This window comes from Pseudomonas sp. UYIF39, from assembly GCF_029963765.1.
GTDB lineage: Bacteria > Pseudomonadota > Gammaproteobacteria > Pseudomonadales > Pseudomonadaceae > Aquipseudomonas.
In genome coordinates this window covers 1-14,975 of the sequence record NZ_JALBYU010000048.1, presented here as the reverse complement: position 1 = coordinate 14,975, position 14,975 = coordinate 1, and the positions used below count along the sequence as shown (strand labels likewise).

Annotated in this window: 15 protein-coding genes; 12 read left to right on the top strand and 3 right to left on the bottom strand. The window is 61.0% G+C overall.

Translation table 11 applies throughout. From position 1 onward, the window contains the following. Nucleotides 1-176: 176 nt before the first annotated feature. From MO767_RS30185 to MO767_RS30175, 3 genes are all read left to right on the top strand, one after another. Nucleotides 177-617, top strand: a complete 441-nt coding sequence (locus tag MO767_RS30185; protein ID WP_111450213.1) for a cytochrome c — start codon at nucleotides 177-179, stop codon at nucleotides 615-617. Nucleotides 618-620: 3 nt separating this feature from the next. Then, the gene (locus MO767_RS30180; protein ID WP_282483513.1) at nucleotides 621-2,048 is read left to right on the top strand and encodes a cbb3-type cytochrome c oxidase subunit I; all 1,428 of its coding nucleotides are present in this window, start codon (nucleotides 621-623) and stop codon (nucleotides 2,046-2,048) included. Between the two features lie 79 nt (nucleotides 2,049-2,127). After that, nucleotides 2,128-3,969 carry a VWA domain-containing protein gene (locus MO767_RS30175; RefSeq protein WP_282483512.1) on the top strand — a complete coding sequence of 614 codons (1,842 nt, stop codon included), beginning with the start codon at nucleotides 2,128-2,130 and terminating at the stop codon, nucleotides 3,967-3,969. 166 nt (nucleotides 3,970-4,135) lie between these two features. On the opposite strand, the gene MO767_RS30170 is transcribed toward MO767_RS30175, so the two are convergent. Both MO767_RS30170 and MO767_RS30165 read right to left on the bottom strand, forming a co-directional pair. Beyond that, nucleotides 4,136-4,336 (bottom strand): protein DnrP, encoded by a 201-nt coding sequence (locus tag MO767_RS30170; protein WP_222586741.1) that lies wholly within the window; start codon nucleotides 4,334-4,336, stop codon nucleotides 4,136-4,138. After that, the gene (locus MO767_RS30165; protein ID WP_222586740.1) at nucleotides 4,333-5,016 is read right to left on the bottom strand and encodes a Crp/Fnr family transcriptional regulator; all 684 of its coding nucleotides are present in this window, start codon (nucleotides 5,014-5,016) and stop codon (nucleotides 4,333-4,335) included. The genes MO767_RS30170 and MO767_RS30165 overlap by 4 nt, the downstream gene beginning before the upstream one ends. Before the next feature lie 595 nt (nucleotides 5,017-5,611). On the opposite strand from MO767_RS30165, the gene MO767_RS30160 reads away from it, so the two are divergent. Beyond that, nucleotides 5,612-6,802, top strand: coding sequence for an NnrS family protein (locus MO767_RS30160; RefSeq protein ID WP_282483511.1), 1,191 nt, complete (start codon nucleotides 5,612-5,614; stop codon nucleotides 6,800-6,802). Nucleotides 6,803-6,830: 28 nt separating this feature from the next. Next, nucleotides 6,831-7,268 (top strand): hypothetical protein, encoded by a 438-nt coding sequence (locus MO767_RS30155; RefSeq protein ID WP_282483510.1) that lies wholly within the window; start codon nucleotides 6,831-6,833, stop codon nucleotides 7,266-7,268. 75 nt (nucleotides 7,269-7,343) lie between these two features. Here the strand turns inward: MO767_RS30155 and ytfE are convergent, their stop codons facing one another. Further along, nucleotides 7,344-8,018, bottom strand: a complete 675-nt coding sequence (gene ytfE / locus MO767_RS30150) for an iron-sulfur cluster repair protein YtfE (RefSeq protein ID WP_282483509.1) — start codon at nucleotides 8,016-8,018, stop codon at nucleotides 7,344-7,346. Nucleotides 8,019-8,173: 155 nt separating this feature from the next. Between ytfE and norR the strand changes: the two genes are divergently transcribed. The 7 genes from norR to MO767_RS30115 all read left to right on the top strand — a co-directional run bounded on the left by norR (nucleotide 8,174) and on the right by MO767_RS30115 (nucleotide 14,797). Beyond that, nucleotides 8,174-9,703, top strand: coding sequence for a nitric oxide reductase transcriptional regulator NorR (gene norR, locus MO767_RS30145; protein ID WP_282483508.1), 1,530 nt, complete (start codon nucleotides 8,174-8,176; stop codon nucleotides 9,701-9,703). A gap of 72 nt (nucleotides 9,704-9,775) precedes the next feature. Then, nucleotides 9,776-10,423, top strand: coding sequence for a pyridoxamine 5'-phosphate oxidase (gene pdxH / locus MO767_RS30140; protein WP_282483507.1), 648 nt, complete (start codon nucleotides 9,776-9,778; stop codon nucleotides 10,421-10,423). 150 nt (nucleotides 10,424-10,573) lie between these two features. After that, a complete protein-coding gene (gene moaB / locus MO767_RS30135; protein ID WP_282483506.1) occupies nucleotides 10,574-11,128 on the top strand; it encodes a molybdenum cofactor biosynthesis protein B in 555 nt (184 codons plus the stop codon). Next, nucleotides 11,125-12,360, top strand: coding sequence for a gephyrin-like molybdotransferase Glp (gene glp, locus MO767_RS30130; RefSeq protein ID WP_282483505.1), 1,236 nt, complete (start codon nucleotides 11,125-11,127; stop codon nucleotides 12,358-12,360). The genes moaB and glp overlap by 4 nt, the downstream gene beginning before the upstream one ends. A 76-nt stretch (nucleotides 12,361-12,436) precedes the next feature. Then, nucleotides 12,437-13,432: a peptidase U32 family protein gene (locus tag MO767_RS30125; RefSeq protein WP_282483504.1), complete on the top strand. Its 996-nt coding sequence runs from the start codon at nucleotides 12,437-12,439 to the stop codon at nucleotides 13,430-13,432. A 10-nt stretch (nucleotides 13,433-13,442) separates the two neighbouring features. Then, nucleotides 13,443-14,333 carry a U32 family peptidase gene (locus MO767_RS30120; RefSeq protein WP_282483503.1) on the top strand — a complete coding sequence of 297 codons (891 nt, stop codon included), beginning with the start codon at nucleotides 13,443-13,445 and terminating at the stop codon, nucleotides 14,331-14,333. Then, a complete protein-coding gene (locus MO767_RS30115; RefSeq protein WP_282483502.1) occupies nucleotides 14,327-14,797 on the top strand; it encodes an SCP2 sterol-binding domain-containing protein in 471 nt (156 codons plus the stop codon). The genes MO767_RS30120 and MO767_RS30115 overlap by 7 nt, the downstream gene beginning before the upstream one ends. Nucleotides 14,798-14,975 lie beyond the last annotated feature (178 nt).

Here is a 14,975-nt window from a genome sequence, read left to right as displayed (position 1 = left end):
GTGTCTGATTTCACGACTGCTGCGCAGCCGAACGCAGGCTTCGCCAGCTGCTACAGGGACCGAGTAGGCTCACGTGTAATACCCGACCAAAACCATCTGACTTTCTTGATCGCCATCAAGCAGGTTTCAACCCTTCGCTTCCTATCATGGACGGGCCAAGCAAAGAGGAAGCGACCATGTCAGAGACCTTCACCAAAGGCATGGCCAGGAATATCTACTTCGGGGGAAGCATTTTCTTCTTCCTGATATTCCTGGCCTTGACCTATCACACGGAACAGACCTTTCCGGCCCGCAGCAATGAAGCGCAGCTCACCGAATCAGTGGTGCGCGGCAAGTTGGTCTGGGAACAAAACAACTGCATCGGCTGCCACACGCTGTTGGGCGAGGGCGCCTACTTTGCGCCTGAGCTGGGTAACGTGTTCCAGCGGCGCGGCGGGGAGGCGGGCTTCAAACCCTTTCTGCATGCCTGGATGAAAATGCAGCCACTGGGCGTACCAGGCCGGCGCGCGATGCCGCAGTTCAAGTTGAGTGACCAGGAGGTGGATGACATCGCCGAGTTCCTCAAATGGAGCTCAAAAATCAACACCAATGGCTGGCCGCCAAACAAGGAGGGCTAAGCGATGAGCATTGCTAATCCGCATCTGAAATTCGCCTCGCAAGCCGTGGCCAAACCGTACTTCGTGTTCGCCCTGATCCTGTTTCTCGGCCAGGTGCTGTTCGGTTTGATCATGGGCCTGCAATACGTGATAGGGGACTTTCTGTTCCCGGTCATTCCTTTCAACGTGGCGCGGATGGTGCACACCAACCTGCTGATCGTCTGGCTGCTGTTCGGGTTCATGGGCGCCGCCTATTACCTGATTCCGGAAGAAGCCGACCGCGAACTGCACAGTCCGAAACTGGCGATCATCCTGTTCTGGGTATTCGCCGCCGCGGGTGTGTTGACGATCCTCGGCTATCTGCTGGTGCCGTATGCCGGCCTGGCCAGGCTGACCCACAACGAACTGCTGCCGACCATGGGCCGGGAGTTCCTGGAGCAGCCGACCATCACCAAGATGGGCATTGTGGTGGTGTGCCTGGGCTTCCTCTACAACATCGGCATGACCCTGCTCAAAGGTCGCAAGACCACCGTCAGCATGGTGATGATGACCGGGTTGATCGGGCTCGCGGTGTTCTTCCTGTTCTCCTTCTATAACCCCGGCAACCTGGCCCGCGACAAGTTTTACTGGTGGTGGGTGGTGCATCTTTGGGTGGAAGGCGTGTGGGAACTGATCATGGGTTCGATGCTCGCTTTCGTCCTGATCAAGATCACCGGGGTAGACCGGGAAGTCGTGGAGAAATGGCTCTACGTGATCATCGCCATGGCGCTGATTACCGGGATCATCGGCACCGGTCACCACTTCTTCTGGATCGGTGCGCCTGAGGTCTGGTTGTGGGTCGGTTCAATCTTCTCGGCCCTCGAACCGCTACCGTTCCTGGCCATGGTGATCTTTGCCTTCAGCATGGTGAAGAAACGTCGGCGGCAACACCCGAACCGCGCCGCGACCCTGTGGGCCAAGGGAACAGTCGTCACAGCATTCTTCGGCGCTGGCGTCTGGGGTTTTCTGCATACCCTGGCTCCGGTCAACTTCTACACCCACGGTTCGCAGCTGACCGCGGCTCACGGTCACCTGGCCTTCTACGGTGCTTACGCGATGATCGTGATGACCTTGATCAGCTACGCCATGCCACGGCTGCGCGGATTGGGTGAAGCCGGTGATGAGCGCTCGCAGACCCTCGAAATCTGGGGCTTCTGGTTGATGACCCTGTCGATGGTGATGATCACGCTGTTCCTCACCGCTGCCGGTGTCGTACAGGTCTACCTGCAACGCTGGCAGGTCGATGGGGTTGCCTTGCCATTCATGTCCACGGTCGAACATCTGCAGGTGCTGTTCTGGGCTCGTTTTGGCGCCGGTATCGGTTTCCTCGCAGGGCTGCTCTGTTACCTGTTCAGCTTCAAGCAACGTGGCCGCGCAGCCTTACGCGCCCCGGCTGCCGTTGTCCCTTCATGAGCCGGTGTAACGGCTAGAAAAGGTCGGCCCGGCTGATACAGCGGGCCGTTTTTTTGGTTTACCAAAAAGGGCAAATGTCATGGCCTTTACTATCGAACTGGAAGAGTGGGTAGGCAGCGTCTGGCATCGTTTCATCACCCGGCGCGCCAGCCCGGACTTCCCCGAAGCACGCGTCGAACTGGCCAGCCAGCAACGACCGCTGGCGCTGCTGTTTCGCGCCATGGGCGGCGCCAGCGGCATCGGTGTCGAAGCCGCCAGCGACCGCGATCTGCTGTTGCGACGCAACGTGCTGCAGCAGATCGCCGGCACCTGCAAGCAAGTGCCCTTGGCGTGGTGCGACGAGACGAACCTTCGTCTGCCGTCGAGCCTTGCGGTCTTTCCTGAAGTTGCACTGAACGAGGAACTCTATCGTTGGCTCGCATTGCTCGCGGCGCAGGCCGGGCAGATGCGGCATTGGGGTCGGGACAATCAACGCTGGACGCAGCAGCTGTTGCGGCGCTATCCCGTGTTGCGTGCCCGGTACAAACGTTTGGTCGATGCTCATCTGCAACTTCGCCCGGATCCGGCCACATTGAACTCCGGCGAAGCGGCCCTGGAACGGGCGTTATGTCAGGCGTTGCGCGACCCAGGCAGTGTCGAACATTTCCCCCGCAGCGAACGGGCCGCCTGGCCGCTGCCGCTGTGGTTGTACCCGCCGCAAAACCTCGCGAGTCCGCAGGCTGCAGACCTGGGGGACGAGTCGGAAGAGACGCTGACGACTCCGCCCGGTGAGCAGAAAGGCGCAAGCAAACGCGCCAAGCGGATCGATGAAGGCAGCCGCGACGGTGGGTTGTTGATCGTGCGTCTGGAGAACCTGTTCAGTTGGACCGAACACGTGGACCTGGATCGCTGGTCAGACGACAGCGAAGACCCGGACGCGGCCAGAGTCGCCGAGGACCTCGACGAGTTGAGCTTGTCGCGCACCCGTCTGCGCAAGGGCGGCGGCCTCAAGCTGCACCTGGATTTGCCGCCGGCCGATGTCGACGATATCCCCTTGGGCGAGGGCATCAAGCTGCCGGAGTGGGATTACCGCAAACAGCAGATGCAGGACAGCTTCGTCAATCTGCAAATGATGGTGCCCCGCGACTGTGAGGCGCAGCCACTGCCGCCACGGCTGAAAGCCTCGGCGCATCGTCTGCGTCGCCAGTTCGAGCACCTGCGCAATGATCGCCAATGGTTACGCCAGCAACCCCAAGGGTCTGAACTGGACATGCAGGCCTGGCTGGATTTTCACGTTGAACGCGAGCATGGCCAATGTGCGGAACGAGGTCTGTTCATGGAACAACGGCAGACGCGCCGCGACCTGGCGTGTCTGTTGCTGGCCGATGTGTCGATGTCCACCGACGCGCACTTGAACGATGAGCATCGGGTGATTGATGTGATCCGCGACAGTTTGCTGCTGTTCGGTGAAACCCTGTCGGTGCTGGGTGATGATTTCGCCCTGTACGGATTTTCCTCGCTGCGTCGTCATCAAGTGCGCATGCAGGAACTCAAGTCCTTCACCCAGCGTTATGACGACAACACCCGCGGTCGCATTCAAGGGCTCAAACCGGGTTATTACACCCGCATGGGCGCCGCCATCCGCCACGCCACCCAACTGCTGGGCAAGAGCAAACGACGCAGCAAACTGTTGCTGCTGCTCACGGATGGCAAACCGAATGATCTGGATTTGTATGAGGGGCGCTACGGCGTTGAAGACACCCGCGAGGCGGTGCTGGAGGCGCGGCGTCAGGGGTTGACGCCGTTCTGTATCACGATTGATCGCGAGGCCGGGGATTACCTGCCTTACATGTTCGGCGCCAATGGCTACACCTTGATCCGCCAGCCCGAGCAATTACCCCTGCGCCTGCCGCAGTTGTATCGGCAGCTGACCCAGCCTTGACCGACGCGGTCTGTAGCAGCTGCCGAGCCTGCGAGGCTGCGTCCGGCTGCGCAGCAGTCGTAAACCCAGTCCCCGCGGTGTGTCAGGTAAAAAGGGGACTCAGGATTTACGACTGCTGCGCAGCCGAACGCAGGCTTCGCCAGCTGCTACAGGGGACTGTGTGTCTTCAGGAGATGCTGCGTGGCAGCCAGAAAAACATCGTCACGCAGAAAATCGTCAGGCCGATGCAGAACCACATGAATTGGCGCAGCCGGCGTTCCCCCGCCTGTGCGGCGAATGCCGGCAGGGGCATGCCGCATTGGCGGCACTCGGTTTCTTGTGCGGGGTTGGCGTGTTGGCAATACAAACAGACGGGCATGGCACTCACTCGAACTGTTCCAGACGCAGACGATCGAGAATGGCGATCAGGCGGCCGTCCTGGGTGATGATTTTTTCATCGATCAGGCGACGGATGATCCGCGAAAAGGTTTCCGGCTGGATCGACAGATGTCCGGCAATCAATTGCTTGGCCATCGGCAGTTCGAATTGGCTGTCAACGGTTTGCTGGCGCACCAGTTGCGTCAGCAGATAGCGCACGACCCGGTGGGTGGCGTTTTTCAGGGACAGGGTTTCGATTTCGTTGACCCGTTGGTGCAGGCGAACGCAAAGCTTGCCGAGCAGTGCAAAGGTCAGCCGGCTATTGCTCTGCAGCAGGCGCATGTAGGTGTTGTTGGATAACCGATAGAGCTGGGTCGGGCAGATCGCTTCAGCCGAGGCCACATAGTTCGGGGTATCCATCAGCATCATCGCCTCGGCGAAGGTTTGCCGATCACCAATGACCTCAAACACTTTCTCCTGCCCATCCGGTGTCAGGCGGTAGATTTTCACCGCCCCGGCAATCACGAAATAAAACGAGTCTGCCGGCTCGCCCTGGCGGAACAACGGTTCGCCTTTGTCGATGCTCAACAAGTGGCTGGTACTCATCAATTCATCCAGCTGTTCTTCGTTCAACGGCTCGAACAAGTGATGACTGCGCAGAATCTGGTGATGGACGCGATGAAGCACCATAAGAATTCATCCTGAAGATTGAGGAGGGGATGACGGTCAAGTCAAACGAGGCCCAGCGAGACGCCGCTGGCCAACGCCAGAACCGAGGTCAACACCACAAACCAGGCCAGTGGGTGGATGACTTTTTTCATGACGACTCCTGGGGATCGAGAGGGATCAAGGTTTCTTTGATTGCTGAAAGCTTGAGCAAGACGCGGGCCATGCCCGGAGGCCCTTGTTTATTAGGGTTGTCAGATAAGAGGGTAAAAACGACCACACGCTTTATGGTTTAAATAACCATTAAAGGGTCATTTGTACCCTGAGCCGATCACCCCTGTGGGAGCGAGCGTGCTCGCGATAGCGGTGTGTCAGTCACATCAATGCGGCGGGTCACCCGACATTGATGCTGAATGTACCGCTGTCATCGCGAGCAAGCTCGCTCCCACAAGGGCAAACTCCCTCGCCCCTGGAAAACGAGAAAGCTGCGGGGCACGTCCCTTGCACACTTGATCTGCGACAAAGGCAATTGATCGTCAATACCCGATCATTGCCCCCGGACTTACCTCGACGCCTGCGGGTTAGCGTCAGGTCAGCAGCAAGGTAAAGGAGTGGTTTTATGCAAGTGCTTGACCGCCGTAAAGCGATGGCCATCGCACCGCTGTTACGTTTGGCCTTTCGGCCATTTTTCCTCGCCGGCTGCCTGCTGGCCGTGCTGGTCATTCCACTCTGGCTGGCCGCCTTCAGTGGTGCGCTTTCCGGCTGGCAGCCGGCGGGTGGCTGGCTGGGCTGGCATCGACACGAATTGTTGTTCGGGTTCGGCTTGGCGATCATCGCGGGTTTTCTGCTGACGGCGGTGCAGACCTGGACCGGTCGTCCCGGCATCAGCGGGCGACCACTCGCCGCGCTGGCATTGCTGTGGTTGTTGGCGCGCGTGGCCTGGCTGGTCAATGCTCCGTGGCCGGTGCTTGCGGTACTGGAATTGGCGTTCCCGCTGGCGGTGGCCGCGCTCATGGGTTTCACCCTGTGGAAGGTGCGGCAGACACGTAACTACCCGATTGCGGTGGTGCTGCTGTTGTTAGCGGCGGCCGACGGGTTGTCCCTGTACGGCCTGGTCGAAGGTCATGAAGGCTGGCAGCGTCAAGGCGTGCTGACCGGTCTCTGGCTGGTGGCGGCGATGATGGGCTTGATCGGCGGGCGGGTCATTCCGTTCTTCATCCAGCGCGGCCTCGGCAAGGTCGAGGGCGTTACCCCTTGGCCGTGGCTGGATTGGCTGCTGCTGATTGGCTCACCGCTGGTGGCGTTGTTGTATGCCGCCGGACCTGCGCTTGACCCCAATCTCTGGGTGGGCCTGTTGTTCGCCGTGCTGGCCGCCGGGCATCTGGTGCGTCTGGTTCGCTGGCATGATCGCGCCCTCTGGCGCGTGCCGCTGCTGTGGTCGTTGTACCTGGCGTATGCCTGGTTGGCGGTGGCCTGTCTCGCAATGGCAATGTGGCATTTCGGTGTGCCGATTAACCCGAGTCTGGCGGTGCATTGCCTGACCATCGGCGCCATGGGCGGCCTGGTGCTGGCGATGATCGCGCGGGTCAGCCTGGGGCATACCGGCCGCGCGCTGGAGCCGCCGTCGGGCATGACCCTGGCGTTCATTTTGCTCAACCTGGCGTGCTTGAGCCGGGTCGTGTTGATCTTATTCTTTCCCCTGCCTGCGTTGTGGCTGGCCGGTCTGTGTTGGGCGCTGGCGTTTGCGCTGTACGCCTGGCGCTATGGGCCGATGCTGTTGCGGGCCCGGGTGGACGGCCATCCGGGCTAACCATGTGAACTGATGGAGGCTGCCAGTGATGTATCCCTTTTTACTGGTCACCCATTTGCTGGCGGCGATTGCCTTCATCGGCACGCTGTTTTTCGAGGTGGTGATCTGGCACCGCGCCCGCCAGCAGTTGGCGGATGCCGCGCAATCGACCGCAGATCAAGCGATTGCAGTGCGTTCGCGCAAGGTGCTGCATGGCGTGGTGTTGCTGTTGTATGGCGCCGGCATCAGCCTGGCGTGGCAGCACCGTGGCGTATTGAGTCAGCCGCTGGCCAGCAGCTTTGGCACGTTACTGAGCCTGAAGATCGTCCTGGCCCTGAGCATCATCGGCCATTACTTCCTGCTGGCGTACTGGCTGAAAAGCGCACGACTGACTGCGCCCCGTGCCAGCTGGATTCGCCGCAGCATCCTCGTGCACATGGTGTTGATCGTGATCCTGGCCAAGGCGATGTTCTATTGGCACGGTTGATCGCCAGCCGTCCCTGACAGACAAAACCCGCGTCAACCGGTGGGCTGGCGCGGGTAGGGTGTGAGCGGCAATCGATCAATGACGACGGTTCAAGGCGTTAACAAACAACACGTTGTTTTCCAGATGGATGTGTTGCATCAGGTCGTCACGAAACTCCAGCAGCCCACGATAAAGGGCACGCCAGGTGTTACAGGCATCGGGCGGCGGGGTGATGTTGTTGGTCAGTGCGAGCAGCTTTTCGAGGGCTTCGCCATGTTGATCATGTTCAAAGCGCAGCACCTGGATCGGCGGGGCGGCCTGAGTGCCGATGCCCTGTTGCAGCATCGGGAAGAGCACTTGTTCTTCCTTGAGCATGTGGCCTTCGAGTTCTTGTTGCATGTCGGTCAGCAGATCCGCCAGGCCGTTGGGGCAGCTGCTGCGCGCACCATGGACCTGCTCGACGCGACGGGCCAGGCGGATCAGTTCCGGCAGTTGCTCGCGGTGGCGGGCGTGGTAGCGCGCCAGAAGGTGGGCGATCAGCAGCTCTGACGGTTCGTTGCGCCAGTCGTGTTGGGTTTCGCCGGTGTCTTGCAGCCGGTGCAGCGCATCGGCGATCAGGACCGGATCGAGGTCTTTGCCAGCGGCTGCTTCGCGCAGGCTTTTATGCCCGCCACAACAGAAGTCCAGTTTGAAGGTGTGGAAAATCCGCGTGGCGCCGGGAATGTCGCAAGCCAGTTGGCCGAGGCTTTGTTCCAGTAGGGTCAGGCTCATCAGGGGTTCCTTGTTTGGATTTCAACGGTTCCCCAGGCTTATTGCATCCGGCATGCCATATTTAACGTGTTGAAAAATATGGCTTATTTTTTAGTTGTGGTGATAGGCACCCGGACGCTTTAGGGTGAATCCAACCATAGAGGGTAATAACTACCATGCTGCGTGAAAGCCTGGCGGCCGACCTGATTGTCGAGTTGCCCAATGCTGTGCGGTTGCAACGACTGGTCCAGACCCTGCGCGAGTACTTCAACAGTGGCGCCGTGGGATTGCTGCGTCTGGATGACGACAGCCTCAGGCCGGTCGCGACGGTGGGGCTGGTGCATGAAGCGTTGGGGCGCCGGTTTGTCATCGCTCAGCATCCGCGGCTGGCGGCGATCATGGCGTCGCGCGAACCCACCTGGTTCGAGCCCGACAGTCGCCTGCCGGATCCCTATGACGGCTTGCTTGACGAACACGCCGGCGAACCGATGCCAGTGCACGACTGCATGGGCGTGAGCCTGTATGTGGAGGGGCGGATCTGGGGCGCGATCACCCTCGATGCGCTGCACGCCGGGACCTTCGACAGCCGTGCGCGGGAAGAACTCAAGCGCTGTACCTTGCAGATCGAAGCTGCCGTGCGAGTCACCCGGCTTGAGCAGGAAAACCGCAGCCTGCGCTTGTCCCGCAGCGATATTCAAGACGTGCGGCGGCCGGCGGATGAAGGCGAAATCCTCGGGCAGAGTGAGGTGCTGCATCAGTTGCTCAATGAACTGGACGTACTGGCCGATTCCGAGCTGCCGGTATTGCTGCTGGGCGAGACCGGCGTCGGCAAAGAATTGTTCGCAAGGCGCTTGCATCGTTTGTCGCGCCGCAGTCATAAGCCGCTGGTGCAGGTCAACTGCGCCGCGTTGCCGGAGTCTCTGGCAGAGAGTGAATTGTTCGGCCATGTCAAAGGCGCATTTTCCGGCGCCACCAGCGACCGTGCCGGACGTTTCGATGCGGCCAACGGTGGCACGCTGTTTCTCGACGAAGTCGGTGAGTTGCCATTGGCCGTGCAGGCGAAGCTGCTGCGCACCCTGCAGAACGGCGAGATCCAGCGCCTCGGTGCCGACAAGCCGTTGCATGTCGATGTGCGAATCATCGCTGCGACCAACCGGCACCTGCCGGACAGCATCCGCGACGGCTTGTTTCGGGCCGATCTGTATCACCGGCTCTCGGTGTACCCGGTGCCGATTCCGCCGCTGCGCGAGCGAGGTAACGACGTGTTGATGCTGGCCGGGCATTTCCTTGAACTCAATAGGACGCGGCTCGGCCTGCGCGGTTTGCGTCTGTCGCCGGCGGCCGAGCGAGCGCTGCTGACGTACAGCTGGCCGGGCAACGTGCGCGAGCTGGAACATGTGATCAGCCGAGCCGCGTTGAAGCAGCTCAGTCGCGGCACCAGTCGCACGCTGATCATGACGCTGGAGCCCGAGATTCTGGACCTCGACAGTGCCATGGGCGGGCAGGGTGCGGTCGTCGAAAGTCCCCTGGACGTGACGGCTGATGAGCCGTTCCAGCCCCTGGGTGAAGCGGTCGACAATTACCAGCGCAAGAAAATTCTCCAGGCCTTGAGCCTGTCCGGGGAGAACTGGGCCAGCGCCGCGCGGATTCTGGAAGTCGATCCCAGCAACCTGCACAAACTGGCTCGGCGTCTGCGCCTCAAATAAGGTTGATGGTGGTCAAGGTGGTCTTGCGCAGTACATCGCACACTGGGCAGAACATTTTTGGAGATCACCGTCATGCCCCTTTCCCTGGCACAAATGCGCCGCAACTACACCCTTTTTGGCCTGCAAGACGAGTTGGCGCTGGACGACCCAATGGCGATGTTCCGGCAATGGCTGCAACTGGCCCGCGACACCGAGCGCGCGCCTGTCGAAGCCAACAGCATGGTGTTGGCGACGGTCGACAGTGAAGGGCGCCCGCACTGCCGGGTCCTGCTGCTCAAGGGCTTGAGCGATGAAGGCTTCACCTTTTTCGGTAATTACCAGAGTGACAAAGGCCAGCAACTGGCCGCCAACCCGCATGCTGCCATGACCTTTTTCTGGCCGGGGCTGGAGCGTCAGGTGCGTATCGAAGGCCAGGTCTCCAGGCTCGACCCGACGCTGTCGGATGCGTACTACGATTCCCGCTCACAGGACAGTCGCCTGGGCGCCTGGGCTTCACCGCAAAGCCGGCCGTTGGCCAATCGGGCCGAGCTTGAATCGCTGTTGATACAAACCACCCAACGTTTTGCCGGCAAGACCGTGCCGCGGCCCGAGCATTGGGGCGGCTACTGCCTGCACCCTGAGCGTCTGGAGTTCTGGCAGGGCCGTGCCGACCGCTTGCATGACCGTCTCGATTACCGTTTGCGCGATGGTGTATGGCGACGAAACCGCTTGGCGCCTTGAGATCCACTGCGCAAGCCCGCTCCCACAGGTATCGTGTGGCCTACACGTTCTTCATATGTCCCTGTGGAGGTACCTCCTTGGAGGAATAGGCTCACTGCGGATTCCGGTTCAGGCTTTGTCCCATACCCTCATTCACGGGAAGGCTTGGATATGGCCCATCTGGCGCAACGCACGTTTGAACCCCTGAACATTGCCGTGCTGACCATCAGCGATACGCGCACCTTTGACACCGACACCTCGGGGCAGACCCTGACGGATTTACTGCAAACGGCCGGGCATGTGTTGATAGATCGTGGTCTGGTCAAAGACGACATTTATCAGATCCGCGCCAAAGTCTCTCACTGGATCGCCGACCCCAAGGTGCAAGTGGTGTTGATGACCGGCGGCACCGGCTTCACCGCGCGCGACAACACACCACAAGCGGTTTTGCCGTTGCTGGACAAACATGTGGAAGGCTTTGGTGAACTGTTCCGTCAGGTGTCCCTGGCGGAAATCGGCATGTCCAGTCTGCAGTCACGGGCATTGGCCGGGATGAGCAATGGAGTGCTGGTGTGCTGCGTTCCGGGTTCGCCCGGCGCGTGTCGAACCGCCTGGAACCAGATCCTGCTCGAACAATTGGACAGCCGCACCGGTCCATGTAATTTCGCCCCGCATTTGAAACCGCAAGGGCAACGGGTCATCGATGCCTGCGAGACACGCTCATGACCGGCCGGGTGTGCGACCTCGGCCACCTGATGCCGGTGGACGAGGCCATCAGCCGTCTGCTGGATCAGGCACCGCCGCCGCCCCTGGCGCAAAAAATCGGTCTCGATCAAGCCTTGGGGCGGGTGCTGGCGGCGGACATTCATTCTCCTGTCAATCTGCCGGCCTGGGACAACAGTGCCATGGACGGTTATGCCCTCAGGGCCGCAGACCTGCCACCGGACGGTGGCTGTTTGTCGATTGGCGGACGAATTGCAGCGGGAGATCCGGCGTGCTCGCCCTTGCTCGCGCAGCAGACGGTGCAGATCTTTACCGGCGCGCCATTGCCGCCGGGTGCCGACACGGTGGTGCCGCAGGAGCGTTGCCGGATCGAGGGCGAGCGTGTCTGGTTTCCGCCCGTCAACCCTGGCGATCACGTGCGCAAGGAAGGCGAGGAGGTTCGCCGGGGAGACCTGTTGCTCCAGGCCGGTAAACGCCTGCGTGCGCAAGAAGTGGGGTTGCTGGCCGGCGCTGGCATCGCGCGGGTCGAAGTCTATCGACCGTTGCAGGTGTGCTTGCTTAGCAGCGGCAATGAACTGCGTGAGCCGGGCGATCCATTGGCGCCCGGGCAGATTTACAACAGCAATCGTTATTGCCTCGCGGCGTTGTTGAGCGGTTGGGGCGTCGAGGTCCACGACTATGGCGTCATGGCCGATGAGTTGGCGGCCAGCCGGCATGCCTTGAGCCTGGCGTCCTCGGAATGCGACCTGTTGTTGAGTTCTGGTGGCGTCTCGGTGGGCGAGGAAGATCACCTCAAACAGGCCATCGAGGAGCTCGGTAGCCTGGTTTTCTGGCGGGTGGCCATTCAGCCGGGTAAACCGCTGGCCTTTGGCGAAGTGGCCGGCAAACCCTGGATCGGCATGCCGGGCAATCCTTCGGCAGCGCTGATTACCGCGTTGGTGGTGGTGCGTCCGTTCCTGCTCAGGGCCCAGGGCGTGAAAGACGTGTTGCCGGTGCCATTGGCCGTGCCCGCCGGGTTTGACTGGTTGCAGCGCAACAAACGTCGGCAGTACCTGCGGGCACGGTTGACGCCTGGTGCTGACGGACAGTTGAGCGTGGAGCTGCACCCTCAGCAAAGCTCGGCAATGTTGACTGCGGCGTGTTGGGCCGACGGGCTGGCGGTGATCGAGTGCGAGCAGCAAGTGCTCACGCACGACAACGTGATGTTCCTGTCCTTCGCCGACCTGATGCATTGATGGCAATTGATTGCCGTCAAGGTCGTGCCTGCCGGTCTCGCTAGACTGGCAGCGCGATTTTCCATGAGGATTACCCATGCAACTGGTCTGCCCGGCAGGGAATCTGCCTGCGCTGAAAGCGGCGGTGCGCGAAGGCGCCGATGCCGTCTATGTCGGTTTTCGCGATGACACCAATGCCCGGCATTTCGCGGGGCTGAACATGGACGACAAACAGTTCGACGCGGCGGTCGCCCACATCCGCCAGCATCAACGCAAACTCTACGTCGCGGTCAACACCTACCCGCAACCCAAGGGCTGGGAACGCTGGCAGCGGGCGGTCGATCGTGCCGCCGATTACGGCGTGGATGCGTTGATCGCCGCCGACCCCGGGGTGCTCAACTATGCCAGCCAGCGCCATCCGCAATTGGCGTTGCATCTGTCGGTCCAGGGTTCGGCAACCCATGCTGCGGCCCTGGAGTTTTATGCGCAGCGCTACGGGATTCGTCGCGCGGTGCTGCCGCGGGTGTTGTCGTTGGCGCAAGTGCGCCAGGTCGCCGCGAGCAGCCCGGTGCCCATCGAAGTCTTTGGCTTCGGCAGCTTGTGCATCATGGCCGAAGGGCGTTGCCATCTGTCGTCCTACATCACCGGCGAGTCGCCGAACCTGTGCGGCGTCTGTTCGCCGGCAAAAGCGGTGCGCTGGAGCGAAGACGCTGAAGGTTTGAGCGCACGGCTCAGTGAAGTGCTGATCGACCGTTACACCCCCAAAGAACCCGCCGGTTACCCGACCCTGTGCAAAGGCCGATTCCTGGTCAGCGGCAAACGCTTTCATGCGCTGGAAGAACCTACCAGCCTCGACACCCTGGATTTGCTGCCGGAATTGACGGCCATCGGCGTTGAAGCGATCAAAATCGAGGGCCGGCAACGCAGTCCGGCCTATGTCGAACAAGTCACCCGCGTCTGGCGCGCGGCACTGGATGCCCATCGCGGCTCGCCGGGCAGTTTTCGGGTCAAGGAGGAATGGCGCCGGGTGCTGGCCGGTTTGTCCGAAGGCAGCCAGACCACCCTGGGTGCTTACCATCGATCATGGCAATGAGGGAGGCGACATGAAGCTCAGCCTGGGACCGGTCCTGTTTTATTGGGACAAAGAGCAACTCAGCAACTTTTACGCCGAGATGTCGGCCTTGCCCCTGGATGTGATTTATCTGGGGGAAACCGTGTGCTCGAAACGCCGGGCCTTTTCACTGGATCAATGGCTGGGGCTGGGGCGCGAGTTGCAGGAATGCAGCCAGGCACAGTTGGTGATCTCCAGCCTGACGCTGATCGAAGCGGCGTCCGAGCTCTCCAGCCTGCGGCGGCTCTGCGACAACGGCCAATTGCTGGTGGAGGCCAACGACATGGGCGCGGTGCAGTTTTTGGCCGAGCGCAAGTTGCCGTTCGTGGGCGGTCCGGCGCTGAATGTGTACAACGGTCATACGCTGGCGCAACTGCTGGACTGCGGGATGACCCGTTGGGTGCCGCCGGTGGAATGCTCGGCGGCGTTGATTGGCGATGTGCTTGATCAGGTGCGCGAACTTGGCCGTGAGGTGCCGGAAGTCGAGATCTTTGCCTATGGGCATTTGCCCTTGGCTTATTCCGCACGCTGCTTCACCGCACGGGCGGAAAACCTGCCCAAGGACGACTGCCGGTTTTGCTGCCTCAACTACCCCGACGGCCTGCCGCTGACCAGTCAGGAAGGGCAGGCGCTGTTCACCATTAACGGTATTCAAACAATGTCGGCCGAAGTAACCAATCTGCTGGCGGATTACACCGGCCTGGTGGCCTGCGGTGCCGATCTGTTGCGCCTGAGCCCTCGCGTTCAGGGCATGGCCGAGGTCATTGCAGCCTATCAACGGGTTCGTCTGGGCGAGACGCCGCCGCTGTTCGTCGACGGTTGTAATGGCTACTGGCATGGCCAGGCTGGCATGTTGCGCGTCGAGGAGGTCGGCCTGTGTTGAACCGAAAAAAGTGGCTGCTGAAAGGCGCCGACCGGTTTCTGCCGCTGGTGCGTCGAGTGCCCTTTGCGGTGCAGCGCCTGGCGTTGCAGCAGGCGCTCAATCGCTGCCTCGCCGAGCCGTTGCGCGATGGCGAATTTGAGGTGTTGCGCGGGCGCTGGCTGTGCCTGCGGATCCCGGACCTGGGTTTGTCCTGGTTCCTGACGCTGACCCGTGAAGGGTTGCGAATTGCTGAGCGCGCCAACGCGCACGTGACCATCAGCGGAAACTGGCGCGAGTTTTTATTGCTGGCCAGCCGTCAGGAAGATCCGGATACGCTGTTCTTTCGCAGGCGTTTGGTGATCGAGGGTGATACGGAGTTGGGGCTGGCGCTGAAGAACTTGATCGACAGTCTTGATCCTGATGTGTTGCCGGTGTGGTTGTGGCGCAATCTGGAGCGGGCAGGGAAGGGATTGGCGGCCGGTTAGCCGAGCTGTATTTTTGGTCGGGGTACATATCCGTTGCTGCGGTAACGGCCACTTAGGGTTCCGCCCTTACGGCGGGTCACTTGGAAAAGCGCCAAGTAACCAAACGCTTTTGCCCCTGACGTGCGGTGCCTCGCCTAGGCTCGGCATGCCCTCGCTCCGGTCCTGCTCCGTGGGCCCG